The following is a 14,325-nucleotide window of genomic DNA, read 5'->3' on the forward strand; positions in this document are numbered from 1 at the left end:
CGCTAGTGAATATAAAAGAATAGGCCGGCTCTTTCCCTATGAAACAGGCAGGGCCGGCCGGCGTTGATGACAAGGGAGAGGGAATGTCATAACTAATCTCCCTCCCGCATTATTCTTGGCGTTTGAAAAAGGCGCACAGCTGCTGAACGGCGTTCTCCGCCATAACCGTCTTGCCGTATTCGTCCAGCACCGTCTCGGTTACCGGGGAAGAATCCCCGAATTCGGCAAGCACAGCGACGAGTGCCGACAGCGCCGGCTCCTCATATTCCTTCGGATCAAAATAGAGATACCATTTATCGTTATAGGAGTACAGCTTGCCGGCGGAAGTAATGTTGCCGATGAGCACATGCGCCGCTTCTACCACGACTTCGAAATCGCGGAAAGCGTAGACGATGGAGTCCGCCTGTTCCAGGGTAACCTCCATCTCATAAATCTCATCGGGCAGTTCTTCCTCCCCGGACGCTCCGTATTGATGATCGTATTTGCCTCGGGTGACGATGACGACCATACCTTGTGCGGGCAGAGCAAACACTTCCACGGCAAGAGGACCGGTTGCGTCAAATCCAAGTTCGTTGTATGCCTGATCCATCATTTCCGTAAAGAGGTCATGAACTTTGGGGACTTCTTGCCACATGTCTTCCTTCTGGATCCCCCGCTCGCTCAGGTCGTCAAAAGTGAGGAAAATCCGTATCTTATCTTGACTTAAACGCTCTATTCTCATGACAGGATCCTCCTTTTGAAAGCTCAGGTTTATTATAGTGTATGATGAGTCCCGAGTAATGAGCCAAAAATGGTTATTAAGTTGATTGATATGTATGTATGTTACCATTTTGCCGAGATAAATGCACGCAAATATGTAGGCGGGGCCTCTTACATTTTAAAAATGTGTGACTTATCGGCTCCATGCCCCGAACTTGCGGTCAAAAAAAAGAATCATTTTGAAGGTACAATATCCCCAAAATGATTCTTCAAAAAATAGTTGCGATTACAATCCGGGTACGGCGGTATGGGTTTCTTTGAGAATCTGCTCGACATCCCGTTTGACTTCAGGGTTGCTGCGGATGAAATCCTTCAGCATTTTGAGGTCGGCTTCCTTGGAACGGACAGGCGATTCCGTCTTGTTCCCTGCCTGAAGAGCGCTTGCCGTATTGGATTGCTGCTGTCCCGCGGAGGAACTGCCGAAGCCGGTCATCGCCATATCCATGATCTTGTTCTTGGCTTTGTCGGCTGCGCCGGATTGCCCCAGAAATGGAATGAACATATTGCGCTTCTTGGACATGAGCATACTAGTGGTGGCGCCCAGCATGACTCCCCATAAAAATGACGAAGTCTTCACATTTATTACCTCCTTGTGTGGTAAAATCATGACTAGTGTTCGCGGAAAGTTTCCGCCTCATACAGCCTAACGACAGGAAAGCGAGTTGAAATAAGTGGGTAAACAGACAGCAGCGCTGCTGATGGCCGCCTTGCTGCTGACATCGTGCAGCGGCGCGGGCGGCGGAGCGGATAACGCGGCGGCACCTGAGGGGACTTCCGCGGCTGCGACGCAAAGCGCGATCGCCTCTCCCGCTCCCGCCGGGACCGCGACGGCAGTACCCGCCGATTCTCCGCAGGTATCCGATTCAGGCAACGCCGCGGCTGCTTCGCCTGCTGCGCCCGGGTCTTCGGAGCCAGCAGCGACAGCCTCCGCAGGACCTACCGCTACCCCCACGGATGCGGGTAAGCAGTCCGCAAGCGGGATGAATGCCGATGTGCCGGTCCTGTATCATATGAACAAGAACTACGACATCAAACCGAATGAGGAGAGCACGAACAAAAAGATCGTCCTGCTAACTTTTGACGACGGACCGAAGGAAGCCAAGACGATCAATGCCATCTTCGACACGCTGGAGAAGCATCACGCCAAGGCGATCTTTTTCGTCAACGGCTACCGGATCAAGGAGCATCCGGAGCTGCTGAAGCTGATTCAGCAGCGCGGCGGAATCATCGGGAATCACAGCTGGGATCATATCGTTCTGAAGGACAAACCGTATGCGGAAGTCAAAAAGCAGATCGAGGATGTGCAGAGAATCGTCAAGGAAGTGACCGGGGAAACGCCCGTATTCTTCCGTCCTCCGCACGGCGCGGGCGGCGATGTCGGCAGGAAGGTTGCGGCCGAGAACGGCCTGCTGTACATGACCTGGTCTAACGGTTCGCTGGATTGGACAATGAGCGAGAAAGAAGAAAACAAAACGGGGAAAATTGTCAAGAATGTTACCAGTCAGCTTCACTCCGGCAGCAATATTCTCATGCATGAGCTTCCGTGGACAACCGAAGCGCTTGACACGCTGCTGACAACGCTCGAAGGCAAGGGCTACAGCTTTGTCGACCCTCGCAGCATCGAGCTGGGCACGCGATAATCGAAAAAGACGCCTTGTTCCATAATGGAACAGGGCGCCTTTTTTGTTAACGTGTTTTCGGCCGAGGAAATAAGCTGTCGAGCGATTTTCGGGCGGCGTTATCAATCAAGCGCTGTCATTTCCAGGCGCCCTTCCGCCTCAGCGTCAGAATATTAAGCTCGGCCGGGCTGTTCCAGCGCAGCGGCAAATGGGCGGTGCCGAATCCCCGGCTGATCAGCAGCTTGGCTTTTTTTCCCGTACCGTCACCTTTGGGCCACAGGAACATTCCGGCCGAGTAAATATGGTAAAAAGCTTCCACATGTCTTCGGCCGATATAGGGCAAAACCACCTGTCCCCCATGCGTATGGCCTGAAAGGACGAGATCGGCGGGGACGGTCTTCCGCTTCAGCAGCCACATCGGATCATGAACAAGGATAATCCGGCATTCCTTCTCCTTGCCCGGAGGCAGGTCCGGAAGCGGAGCATAGGCGACTTTGCCGCCGGTTCTAGGGTAGTCCACGCCGGTGAGCCAAAGCTGCGCTCCTTCCGTTGTCAGCGGAATGTTCTCGTCCGCCAGAAGCCGAACCCCGCTGTGTTCGAGTATGCGGTCAACCTCGCCGATATCCGCCTTGTAATCATGGTTGCCATGCACGGCGTAGACAGGCCCGATCGAAGCGAGCAGCGCCATATTCGCCCGGAGACGCTGAAGAGGACAATTCTTCTCCGTCATATCGCCGCCCACCAGCACAACGTCCACTTTGCCCTTCAAGCCGGACAGCAGCTTATGCGGAAGGCTCCGGCGATGAATATCGGTCACGAGCAGGATTCGATAACCGTCGAACGGTACGGGGAGCGTGTCCAGTGCAATTTCCGTCTCGGTTAGACGGCTGCGAAATGCTTCGGCCAGCATAACCGTGCCGATCGTGGTCAGACAGGCTGCGGCCAGAAGCAAAACCCAAACCGCTACCATAGCGTCCTCAGCGGCGGGGCGCCTTTGATTCCCCACCATACCAGCAGGATCAGGAGCATCATAAATAATACGTTCAGCGAATTGACAAACAGCTTGCTGAGTCTGACCCGTTCCGAACGATAGGTTGCGGACCGGGACGGGGCGGATTGCTCCTCTTCCTCCCCCGGTCTGGGGCGGTCCGCCCTCTTTCTTCCTCTTGGGGCTGCGGTTTTCCGGCCTTCCTGCCCGGTTTTACGGCTAGCAGAGGTGCTTTTGCGGGAACGGGAGAGGGTTGGCGAGGACGCCTGTTCTTTTTTCTTTGAGGCAGAAGCTTTCGCTTTGCCCGCGTTTTTTGCATGGATACCGGATGCTTCCTTGCGGATCTTTTTGTTCTTGCGTGACTTTATCCGGCTGAGCTCTTCACTCATGACTCCCTCCTGTAGCGAATCACCAATCCTGAGAACAGGTCAATGATAAAATGGCATAATATCGGTGCCCAGATCGTTCCGGAATAAATATAAATCAGTCCAAGTCCGTAGCTGCTCGCAAACACCCAGCCGGTTGGAATCCAATGCCTCAGGTAACGGACATGGATAATGGCGAACAGAATGCTTGTCCAATAGGGCCCGAAGGCATACTGTACCGCTCCTCGAAAGAGCAGCTCTTCGCAGACCGACACGATGGCGGCAATGAGCGCAATATGCCAGATCGGCCTTCCCCGGAACAACAGCTCATTGATCCCGCCGTCATCCATCGTTTCTTCGGGGACAATATAGGTTAACACGAAGTCCACGATGAGCATAATGACCGCCAGACCTAGGCCCCAGGCCACAAAACGGGCACCCTCGGGAAAATTTAATATGTGAAAGGGGTTTCTTTTCTGAAATAATATCCAGACCAAACCGATAATAAGAGTAATAGCCTGAGTGAAATAGAGATTAACAAGCAGCAGCCGGTCGGTTAACTGCTCCGGGGTTGCCTTTTTTACTTTTATATCGCCGAATTTAAATTTTTTCATTTATAACCTGCCTGTTCTATAATAGTGTTTTCCGGATGCTTCATCCTCAATTTATCTTTACTGAAAAAGGAGCCGTCGCTTATGAATCGCCGCACATCCCAATCCCCGCTGCTGTACACCCTCGGATTTTTGTTCAGTCTGATCTTGATCTTTGCCGTGTTCTTTACCGGAGTAAGGGTCGGGGCCGACAAGGTGGAGGCCAAATATGAGAAATCGAACGCCAATGCACAATTGGAAAAAAGCTACACCTCATACCGCCAGACGGATCTCGTCACCTTCTATCATAACGTATTTTCGCCATATCGGGAATTCAAGCGGAGCTGGAATGAGAAGGTGAGTCTATTGGCCGGAGGCGCCGATAACAGCTCGAATATCCTTAAGAGTCTCCGCTCGCTCGCGGATGACGCCTACGCGCAAGTCAATCAGGCCTCGCTCTTCCCCGATTCTCCTCTTCTTGAGCGGGGTCAGCTCAATATTCTGAAGAGCCTGCGCCTCTTCTCCGAGGCTGCGAACCAGGCGTCCGGGTTCTCCGGAGGAGCCCAGACGGCGAAGACGCTCAGAAGCGGCGAGTTCGCATCGGGCGCGGTTAAATTCGGACTTTTGGGCCAGAGCAATTATTATGCCTCGATGCTGAAATGGGGTTCCCAGACGAATTCTTCCATCCCTTCCGAAACGGGGAATCCGAAGGTGATTTCAATTGGCGAGTGGAAGAAGATGCCTCTTCTGCTCAAGAACGCTACAATCGCGGAAATCCTGCTGAACCGCGGCGTTTTTGCGGATTATGACCCGCAGGACGTAACAGCCAAGATCGACAACCTGATCCATTCCGGCACAGCGGAATCCCTTAAGCTGACCAGCATCCAAGGTGCGACCTCCTTGCTGATATCGACCGACGCCTTCGGGGAACGGGATTTCTCCAAGTGGCGCAATCAATACTACGGCAACGAGACGCTGCCCGCGCTTCCGTTCTTCTACGACTAAGCCGGCTAATGCATCATATCACAATTATCCGTTAAAATTCTATTGACACATGTCGCATGGCCATGTTACATTTATGAAAAATTAATCAAGCATAAAGCGATGATGGAACAAAGTTACTGAAGGTCTTCAGAGAGCCGGCGGGTGGTGCAAGCCGGTGACGGACGGTAGTCTTTAGCGCTCCTGAGATATTGTGTTGAACTTTAGTAGGCACAATCGGATCATCTCCGTTACCAGTGTTCCTGTTTACAGGAAATAAGGCTGTATCTGTAAAATGATGCAGTGAATTAGGGTGGTACCACGATACTCTCGTCCCTTACTGTGGAAGCAGTATGGGGTCGGGAGTTTTTTATTGCCAGCCCTGTATCTTTATTGGTCACCCGGAAGGCAACCTTCATCTCAGGCCCTGTTCCAGCTTTTGTCTTTGCTGCGGTACCGCGTTGACGCTTGCCTGGAAATGCGGTATGATCGCCTTCTCCTGTGATAATAATGGCTTTAGGTAATACGGAGAGCCCCATTAGGGCCTCCTCAAAATATAAAGTGTTTTACACATTTAAGGAGGAAAAAGAAAAGCATGTTTAAAATTTTGGTATCGGACCCGATCAGTGATCTGGGCATCCAACAGCTGACGGAAGCAAGCGACGTAACGGTAGACAAGAAGACAGGACTCAGCGAAGACGAACTGATTGCCATTATCGGCGAATACGACGGTCTGCTCGTTCGTTCCCAGACAACTGTTACGGACAAAATCATTGAAGCCGGGTCCAAGCTGAAGGTTATCGGACGCGCGGGTGTCGGCGTGGACAATATCAATCTGGAAGCAGCTACCAAACGCGGCGTTGTCGTTATCAATGCTCCCGACGGCAACACCATCACGACCTGCGAGCATGCTTTTGCCATGATGATGGCCCTGGCCCGTCATATTCCTCAAGCCTATGCCAAGACGGTTACCGGCGTATGGGATAAAAAATCGTTCCTCGGTGTAGAACTTCGCGGCAAGTCGCTCGGCGTTCTCGGCATGGGCCGGATCGGCAGCGAAGTCGCCAAACGCGCCAAAGCGTTCGGCATGAATATTTTGGCCTATGACCCGTTCCTGACGGCAGACCGGGCGGAAAAGCTGGAAGTCAAGCTGGCATCCGTCGACGACATCGTTCGGGGCGCGGATTTCATCACAGTTCATACGCCGCTGACGCCGCAAACCCGCCATATGATTTCCCGGCCGCAGTTTGAGGTTATGAAGAAAGGCATGCGCATCGTCAACTGTGCCCGCGGCGGCGTCATTGACGAAGGAGCGCTCGTGGAAGCTATCGATGCCGGCATCGTAGCCGGAGCCGCATTCGACGTATTTGAGAAGGAGCCGCCGGAAGCGGATCACCCTTTCCTGTCCCATCCGAAGATCATCGTTACTCCTCACCTTGGCGCATCCACCGTGGAAGCGCAGGAGAACGTGGCTATCGACGTGTCCGAGCAAGTGCTGCATATTTTGCGGAACGAGCCGTTTATCAATGCCGTCAACATTCCGCCGGTTGCTCCGAGCGTGATGAATAAGCTGCAGCCTTACTTTAATCTTGGCGAGAAGCTTGGCAGCTTCGCTTCGCAAATTACGAAGGGCGTTATCAACGAAATTCATGTTGAATTTGCCGGCGATCTTGCCGATGTCGATACTCAGCCGCTGAACCGTTACATCGTTAAAGGCGTGCTGTCCCGCCACTTCGGCGGAGACGCCAACATCGTCAACGCCATGCACCTTGCCAAGACAAGCGATGTTAATGTTGTCGTGACGAAAGCTTCGAAGCCAAAAAGCTTCACCAACCTCATTACAGTGAAGCTCCTCGCCGAGGGCGGCGAAGAGCGCCTTGTATCCGGTACGCTTCTGCAAGGCTACGGCGAACGGATTGTGCAAGTAGGCAAATTCCCGATCGATATCGCTCCGGAAGGCCATCAAATCCTGGTGTCCCATAACGACAAACCGGGTATTATCGGTAATGTGGGTACGCTGCTCGGCCAGAACGATGTCAACATCGCATCCATGCAGGTTGGACGGGTCGTTGTGGGCGGTGAAGCCGTTATGCTGCTGACCGTCGACAAAGAAGTGCCGAATGAGGTGCTTGTGAAGCTGGCCGCTCTGCCGGAGATCAACACGGCTACTGAGGTTATACTGCTGTAAACTGTTCAACACCAACTTGTAAGACGGTATAGATAAAGCGCCGGCTGCCCATTTCGAGGGCAGCCGGCGTTTTTATTTTTACATAAGAAAAACTCCTATTCTAGCCTCTTGAAGATGTTGCCGAATCCCTCTTTAGCGGTTGTTTTTCTTGAAATATCAGGAAGTCTGGCCTTTGAAGTTTATACTATTATAAGAAATACCGGCACGACCCTGCCGTCAATATCGGTGAACCCGTATCGCTCCGCCAACCGGCCCGCTTGCTGGGGAATGCCAGACAGCTCCATCACCTTCGGGTCCGAAGCCAAAGCGCTCGCCGCCCTCCCGATATAACGGGTCGATTCGGTCGAAGCCAATTCCTCCACCTCCTGCCAATGCGCTTCATCCGTATGAAAGCTGTCCAGCACCAGCTCCGTCCGCATCCAGCCCGGAGAAAGCGGAATGACAGCGATTCCGTCACCCCTAAGCTCCCTGGATAATCCGTACGCCATGCGAACCAGCGCGTTCTTGGCCAGATCATAGTAGAAGTTGCCCAGGTAGTTATACCGGTCCCAAAAGGTGGTATGAATAATCAGACCGCCCGGGCATTTCCTCATCAGTGGTATCGCATAATAATTCGTGATCAGCTGGGCATGCACGCCTGAATCGAACATATGGCTCCAATGCTCCAGCGGCTGCTCCCAAAAAGGTCGCTCATCAACCGGCAGCTCATTGCCACCCCATGCATTGTTCACGAGGATATCGAGCCTGCCCCGCTCGGAAGAGATGCGCGAGATCAATTGCTCTGTGTCCCCGCCCCTCGTATGATCGCAGCTTACCGCCGCTCCCCGGCCTCCCTCCTTCTCTATTTCTTCGACCGTAGTGTCAATGTCCCCCGGTCTGTTTCCCGTTCGATTGCCCTTGACGCTTCTCCCCGTCACATAGACATAAGCGCCGGCTGCGGCCAGCTCCAGTGCTATGCCCTTTCCCGCTCCTCTGCTTGCTCCGGTGACCAGCGCAACTTTGCCCTCCAAGGTCTTCATTTCCCGCTCCCTCTCTTCAATCGGTACTCGCCTGTCTCCGTTCGGTTTACCGGCTTCAGATCCGGACTTGCCGGATGATTCAGGCTGCATAATCAGCTTAATCTTTAATTATGTCACCGATTGTCATATATTCAGAATATTATAAGGATAATAATGACGATAACGAGTGAAGGAGGAACGTACATCAATGAGAGCCGACCGTCTGCTGTCCATACTGCTGCTGCTTCAGAACCGCGGCAAGCTGACGACCAGCCAGCTGTCCGAAATGCTTGAAATATCCGAAAGAACGGTGCACCGGGATATGGAGGCTTTATCGGCGGCGGGCATACCCGTACTTGCGGAGCGAGGGCGTGAGGGAGGCTGGCGCCTCTCTGAAGGATACCGGACCCGGCTTACGGGCATGAAGCCCCGTGAGATTGGGGCCCTGCTTCTGACCGCCGATCCGGCTATTCTGGACGATCTCGGGATCAAAGAGGATTATGCCGCTGCGGCCCGCAAGCTGGAGGCCGTTAACCGAACCATCGGCCCCGAATCCGGGTTTAATCTGGCCGGTCAGGTTCATATCGACGGAATCTCCTGGCATCCGATAGATGAATCCGTTCCCTATCTGACTCTGCTTCAGCAAGCGATGCGGGAATGCCGGAGCATCCGAATTCAGTATGGCCGGCAGGATGAACCAAAGGAGCGGATCATCGATCCGCTGGGATTGGTGGCCAAAAGAGGGATCTGGTACGCCGTGGCTTCCTGTGAAGGCGATCATCGGACATACCGGGTGTCCCGAATCATTCATGCGGAGATTCTGGAGAATCATTTTCAGCGGCCGGAGAATTTCGATCTTCAGGCCTACTGGGAGCAGTCCACCCGGGACTTCAGGGCTTCGCTGCCCCGCTACCCCGCCGAGCTGCGGATAAGGGACACCGCTTTACCGGAGCTTGAGAAGGAACGGTACGCGGCGGTGACTTCATTCTCCCCTGCGTCAGAACCGGGATGGATATGCGTGCAGGCCGAGTTCCAAACGTTTGAATCGGCCAGGCGCATCGTCCTGTCTTTCGGACCAGACGTGATTGTTACGGCGCCTTTGGAGCTTAGGCTCAAGGTCGCGGAAGCGGCCCGGGCCATTGCCGCTCTATACCGGGCGGCGGAGGATGGCGATACGTAAATCCGGCTAGCTCACGATGCCAGATGTCCAAAAAGATTAAGAATTTTTCACAATAGACCATGACTGCCTAAAGTCCTATACTGGTACAGAAATATTTTACAAGGGGGAATTTCGTATGGCTTGGATGAGCAAGCTCCCGCTGGGCCAAAGGGTACTCGCAGGTTGTTTTCTGATTGCGGCTTTATTCTCAATCCCGATGCTGGTCGTTTTTGCATTGATCGGCAAATTTATTCTGGGGCTTGTGCTGATTGCTTTGCTGGTCGTCTTGACCTATCCGCTGGCACGCATCATTGAGAGAACGCTTACATCTACATTTGAGGACATTTCCACCGTGACTCACAGCATTTCGAAAGGAGATTTCACCGTCAGAGCCGACGAATCGGGCTCAATTGGAGATATCAGCCGCACGTTCAACACCATGATTGACAAGCTTCGAGTCATATTGAGCGATGCTTCCCAGATTAGCCGCCATGTTATGGACGCCGGCCGGGGTATCGAGGAACGAAATCTGGAGCTGCAGATCGTTATGGCTCAGGTGGCCTCTTCTTCACACGAGCTGGCGCAGGGTGCCCATGAAATCTCGAACGACATCGTGGGCGTGATGGAATCAGTGAAGGGCATCGAGGATAAAGTGAAAAATTACACCGATGCCACGAAAGAAATGAACAACCGTTCAGAACACACGCTAAGTCTGGTTAACAAGGGACGCCAATCCATCGAGGTTCAAGCCGAAGGAATGAGAAGAAATATCGAAGCGACGCAAAAGGTTGCAGACAGCATTGATGCGCTGTCGAGGAATGCCCGCGGCATAACGATGATCACGAAGACCATCTCGGACATTGCCGAACAGACCAGCCTTCTCTCCCTGAACGCATCCATCGAAGCGGCGAGAGCCGGGGAACACGGTCTCGGGTTCGCCGTGGTAGCCGATGAGGTCCGCAAGCTGGCCGAAGAATCGGCCACGGCCGCTACCGAAGTGTTCAAGCTCGTCCGGCGGATCGAAGCGGATATGTCGCTGGCGGTAGAAAACACGGCCATTAACGAGGAGATTGTTCAAATTCAAAATGAAAAAATTCTGGAAGCTGGACATATTTTCTCCGAGATTGTCCAAAGCGTTCAATACATAACGGAACAGATCGCCGTATTTTCCAACGAGAGTGACCAAATGCTTGAAAGCGCGCTTCAAATATCGGGAGCCGTTGAGAATATTTCGGCGATCACCGAGCAGTCGGCGGCGGGAACCGAGGAGGTGTCGGCGGCGATGAATGAGCAAATCCATGCCCTTAAAGACGTAGCCGAAGAGACGGAAAAAATGACCCGCGCCGTCCTCAATCTGCAGAAGACGATTCAGATTTTTAAATTTTGATAGGATCTCCGGGAAACAGGGCTATTCAGCCGGCTGATTTCGGTTAGATTATAAAAAGGCGGACCGCGTCTCCCCCATCGGGAACGGCGATCCGCCATTTTTACGTACAAGATCTTTAGAAAAGCTGCTGACCGGCCTTACGGAGACTCATGCTTCTCCCAGCCCCGGGTCCGCGAAACGGCATCCTGCCAGACATGATAGCGCTGTTCCCGTTCTGCCTCCGGCATGGCGGGTGTGAAGGTCTTTTCCGCTTGATTGAAGCTTCGCAGCTCGTCACGGTTCCAGAAGCCAGCGAGTAGTCCCGCCAGCAGAGCCGCGCCAAGCGCCGTCGTCTCCGCGTACGTAGTCCGCGTCACTTCACTGCCCAGAATGTCGGCCTGAAACTGCATCAGCAGATCATTGCGGACCGCCCCGCCGTCCACCCTAAGCTCGGCAAGCGGCATTCCGGCATCCTTCTCCATTGCGCCGATCACATCCCTTGATTGAAATGCAAGCGATTCGAGAGTCGCGCGTACCAGATGGGCGGAGGACGTACCGCGCGTTAGGCCAAATACCGCTCCACGGGCATACATATCCCAGTAAGGCGCCCCAAGGCCGGTAAAAGCAGGCACCACGACAACACCGCCGCTGTCTTCAACCTCCCGGGCCTTCTGCTCGGACTGCCCCGGATTGTCAATTACGCCGAGCCCCTCCTCCAGCCACTGAACCGCGGCGCCCGCAACAAATACGCTGCCCTCAAGCGCGTAGTAAAGCTCATCTCCCATTCCCCAGGCGACCGTCGTGAGCAGCCCGTGCCGGGAAACCACCGCTTCGCTCCCGGTATTCATCAGAATGAAGCAGCCGGTGCCGTACGTGTTCTTGGCGCTTCCGGGTTCCAGACAGGTGTGGCCAAAGAGCGCCGCCTGCTGGTCTCCCAGCACCGAAAGGATGGGGATTTCCGCTCCGAACCACTCCTTGAGCGACGTCCCGAAGGACCCGCCCGACATCCGCACCGCGGGCAGCAGCGATGCCGGAATGTTCAGCTCGGCCATCAGCCTTTCATCCCAAACCCTACGGTGCAGGTCGAACAGCATCGTCCGCGATGCGTTGGTGACGTCCGTGGCGTGCACCGCCCCGCCAGTAAGCTTCCATATCAGCCAGGTGTCGACCGTTCCGGCCAGCAGCTCGCCGCATTCAGCTCTTTCTCTTGCGCCCTCTACGTGATCGAGAATCCAGGCAATCTTCGTGGCCGAGAAATAGGCGTCCACCACAAGCCCCGTCTTCTCCCCGATTTCGCGCTCAAGCCCTCTTCGCTTAAGCTCCTCGCACATCTCCGCAGTTCTCCGGTCCTGCCAACAAATCGCCGGATAGACCGGTTTGCCCGTCTCCCTGTCCCATACAATGGCCGTCTCCCGCTGGTTCGTGATGCCGATCGCGGCGATTTGCGAGGCATCGGCGCTGATCTTTGCTATGGCGTCTCTTGCCGCCTGGAGCTGCATTTCCCAGATCTCTTCGGGATCATGCTCCACCCAGCCTGGTTGTGGAAAATACTGGGTATTTCCGTATTGACCCTGCCCGACAATTCGGGCCTCATCGTTGAACAGAATCGCCCGTGAGCTGGTCGTGCCCTGATCAAGCGACAAAATATAGCGGCTCATCGGAAGCCTCCGCCCGGGTGCTTACTCGGCTGCAGGATGATTGGTGAAGAATAAATAAAGCGCTTAACTATTGCCGTTTTTCTCATGGAAAATCCTCCTGTCATACGGATACCCTTATTTACACGTTTTGTTCCACGGAGAACAAGATTTATCGGCTCTATTCAACAAAAAGCACCTCTGAAACAAGAGGCGCTGGCAAGTAATGTTTAAAATTTATTGTTTTTCGACAGGTAAACGCAAGGTAAAGCAGGTACCTTCTCCTAGCTTGCTGGCCGCCGAGATATGCCCGCCGTGGGATTCGACGATATTCTTGACAATGGCGAGGCCAAGACCGGTGCCCCCACTTTCTCCGCGAACCCGGGCTTTGTCCGCTTTGTAGAAGCGTTCAAAGATAAACGGAAGATCTTCGTTTGGAATACCCACGCCTTCGTCCCGGACCTCGATTTCGATTTCAGACCGGTTCGAATACGCGACCCAGTCGGCAACGATATCGATCTTTTTACCCGCCGGAGTGTGCCGGAACGCGTTGTCCAGCAGATTGGTCAGCACCTGCTCCAGCTTATCCTCATCGGCATCGTGAAGCCATAGCTCGCTGCTCTTTCGAATGCAATGCAGCTCGATATCCCGTTCCTTGGCGCGTACGGAGAATTTGCGGTATATCCGTTCGAGCAGCTCGCTCATGTCGACCGGAGCCTTCTGCAAATCGGTATGTCCCGCTTCCATCCGGGCCAAATCAAGCAGATCCTTGACCAGCCGTCCCATCCGCAGCGATTCGTCGTGGATTACCTGCACAAGCTCGCTGCTCTCCTCCGGCGAGGACGCCATACCGTCCAGCAGCGCTTCGCTATAGCCCTGCATCATTGACAGCGGAGTGCGGATTTCATGGGATACGTTCGCTAAAAAGTCGCGGCGCATTTTCTCAAGTCTGACTTCCTCCGTCACATCGCGCAGCACCGCCACAGTGCCCTGAATCTGGTTATCCGAATAGAGCGGCGCCATATGCACAGACCATACTCCCTGGCGGACATGCACATTGGAGCTGTGATCTCCGCCCTCCTCAAGCGTGCGCAGGAACAGAGTACGGAGCGGAAGCGGAACGCCCTGAGCGTCTGGGTACGGTTCTCCCGGGTCGGCCTCCTCCTCCTGCTCCCATTTCAAATCGCTCCAGCTCTCTAGGAGGGACTGGCCGTGCGGATTCGTCAGCACGATCCGCCCTTCGTTGTCAAAAGTGATCACAGGATCGCTCATGCTGCGCAGCACGCTGGACAATAGCCCTTTTTCATGGTTCAGGCTCCGGATCGTGCCCTCCAGTTCGGCCGCCATATGATTGAAAGAGGTTGCCAACTCGCCGATTTCGTCACTTGTCACCAGCTTCAGCCGCTTGCCGTAATCTCCCCTGCGAATGGCGTTCGCCGCGGCAATGACCTGCTGCATCGGCTGCGTGATCTTCGTGAACAGAAACAAGGCGAAGAAGGTCGTCATGGAAAAACCAATTAGTGCCGTATACATAAATAATCGTTTAATTGCGCCGGAATTGGCGAAGTTGCTGTCAATGTATGGCAGCAGGAACAGCCCCAGTGTCATAAGCACGACAGCGACGAGACAGATGATCGTCACCCACAGCTTGCCGACTAGGCTTCTCCAGAAGTTCACC

At 54.0% G+C, this 14,325-nt stretch carries 14 protein-coding genes and 1 other annotated feature; of the genes, 5 read left to right on the forward strand and 9 right to left on the reverse strand.

Annotated elements, in window-relative coordinates:
- Window positions 1-109 precede the first annotated feature (109 nt).
- Both G5B47_RS03710 and G5B47_RS03715 read right to left on the reverse strand, forming a co-directional pair.
- On the reverse strand, window positions 110-721 hold the full coding sequence (locus G5B47_RS03710; RefSeq protein WP_025335606.1) for a genetic competence negative regulator: 612 nt from the start codon (window positions 719-721) through the stop codon (window positions 110-112).
- Window positions 722-985: 264 nt separating this feature from the next.
- Window positions 986-1,336, reverse strand: coding sequence for a hypothetical protein (locus G5B47_RS03715; RefSeq protein WP_165094453.1), 351 nt, complete (start codon window positions 1,334-1,336; stop codon window positions 986-988).
- 94 nt (window positions 1,337-1,430) lie between these two features.
- Between G5B47_RS03715 and G5B47_RS03720 the strand changes: the two genes are divergently transcribed.
- Window positions 1,431-2,399, forward strand: coding sequence for a polysaccharide deacetylase family protein (locus tag G5B47_RS03720; RefSeq protein ID WP_165094455.1), 969 nt, complete (start codon window positions 1,431-1,433; stop codon window positions 2,397-2,399).
- Window positions 2,400-2,514: 115 nt separating this feature from the next.
- On the opposite strand, the gene G5B47_RS03725 is transcribed toward G5B47_RS03720, so the two are convergent.
- Genes G5B47_RS03725 through G5B47_RS03735 form a run of 3 tightly spaced genes read right to left on the reverse strand, consistent with a single transcriptional unit; the run spans window position 2,515 to window position 4,345 of the window.
- Window positions 2,515-3,348: a metallophosphoesterase gene (locus G5B47_RS03725; protein WP_165094457.1), complete on the reverse strand. Its 834-nt coding sequence runs from the start codon at window positions 3,346-3,348 to the stop codon at window positions 2,515-2,517.
- Window positions 3,342-3,755, reverse strand: coding sequence for a hypothetical protein (locus tag G5B47_RS03730; RefSeq protein WP_165094459.1), 414 nt, complete (start codon window positions 3,753-3,755; stop codon window positions 3,342-3,344). Before G5B47_RS03730 ends, G5B47_RS03725 begins: the two co-directional genes overlap by 7 nt.
- On the reverse strand, window positions 3,752-4,345 hold the full coding sequence (locus G5B47_RS03735) for a CPBP family glutamic-type intramembrane protease (protein ID WP_165094461.1): 594 nt from the start codon (window positions 4,343-4,345) through the stop codon (window positions 3,752-3,754). The genes G5B47_RS03730 and G5B47_RS03735 overlap by 4 nt, the downstream gene beginning before the upstream one ends.
- A gap of 81 nt (window positions 4,346-4,426) precedes the next feature.
- On the opposite strand from G5B47_RS03735, the gene G5B47_RS03740 reads away from it, so the two are divergent.
- A complete protein-coding gene (locus G5B47_RS03740) occupies window positions 4,427-5,326 on the forward strand; it encodes a hypothetical protein (protein WP_165094463.1) in 900 nt (299 codons plus the stop codon).
- A gap of 90 nt (window positions 5,327-5,416) precedes the next feature.
- Window positions 5,417-5,643 (forward strand) — a binding site (T-box leader).
- On the opposite strand, the gene G5B47_RS03745 is transcribed toward G5B47_RS03740, so the two are convergent.
- Window positions 5,611-5,841, reverse strand: a complete 231-nt coding sequence (locus tag G5B47_RS03745) for a hypothetical protein (protein WP_165094465.1) — start codon at window positions 5,839-5,841, stop codon at window positions 5,611-5,613. It overlaps the preceding feature by 33 nt.
- A gap of 56 nt (window positions 5,842-5,897) precedes the next feature.
- On the opposite strand from G5B47_RS03745, the gene serA reads away from it, so the two are divergent.
- Entirely contained in the window at window positions 5,898-7,490 is a 1,593-nt protein-coding gene (gene serA, locus G5B47_RS03750) for a phosphoglycerate dehydrogenase (protein WP_165094467.1), read from the forward strand.
- A gap of 179 nt (window positions 7,491-7,669) precedes the next feature.
- On the opposite strand, the gene G5B47_RS03755 is transcribed toward serA, so the two are convergent.
- Window positions 7,670-8,509 carry an SDR family NAD(P)-dependent oxidoreductase gene (locus tag G5B47_RS03755; protein ID WP_165094469.1) on the reverse strand — a complete coding sequence of 280 codons (840 nt, stop codon included), beginning with the start codon at window positions 8,507-8,509 and terminating at the stop codon, window positions 7,670-7,672.
- A 187-nt stretch (window positions 8,510-8,696) separates the two neighbouring features.
- Between G5B47_RS03755 and G5B47_RS03760 the strand changes: the two genes are divergently transcribed.
- Both G5B47_RS03760 and G5B47_RS03765 read left to right on the forward strand, forming a co-directional pair.
- Entirely contained in the window at window positions 8,697-9,668 is a 972-nt protein-coding gene (locus G5B47_RS03760; RefSeq protein WP_165094471.1) for a helix-turn-helix transcriptional regulator, read from the forward strand.
- Between the two features lie 115 nt (window positions 9,669-9,783).
- Window positions 9,784-11,034 (forward strand): methyl-accepting chemotaxis protein, encoded by a 1,251-nt coding sequence (locus G5B47_RS03765; RefSeq protein ID WP_165094473.1) that lies wholly within the window; start codon window positions 9,784-9,786, stop codon window positions 11,032-11,034.
- Between the two features lie 137 nt (window positions 11,035-11,171).
- On the opposite strand, the gene glpK is transcribed toward G5B47_RS03765, so the two are convergent.
- Window positions 11,172-12,671 carry a glycerol kinase GlpK gene (gene glpK / locus G5B47_RS03770; protein WP_165094475.1) on the reverse strand — a complete coding sequence of 500 codons (1,500 nt, stop codon included), beginning with the start codon at window positions 12,669-12,671 and terminating at the stop codon, window positions 11,172-11,174.
- A gap of 213 nt (window positions 12,672-12,884) precedes the next feature.
- Window positions 12,885-14,324, reverse strand: a complete 1,440-nt coding sequence (locus G5B47_RS03775; protein WP_165094477.1) for an ATP-binding protein — start codon at window positions 14,322-14,324, stop codon at window positions 12,885-12,887.
- Between the last annotated feature and the right edge of the window lies 1 nt (window position 14,325).

The sequence above is a fragment of the Paenibacillus apii genome, assembly GCF_011043685.1.
Taxonomy (GTDB): domain Bacteria; phylum Bacillota; class Bacilli; order Paenibacillales; family Paenibacillaceae; genus Paenibacillus_AQ; species Paenibacillus_AQ sabinae.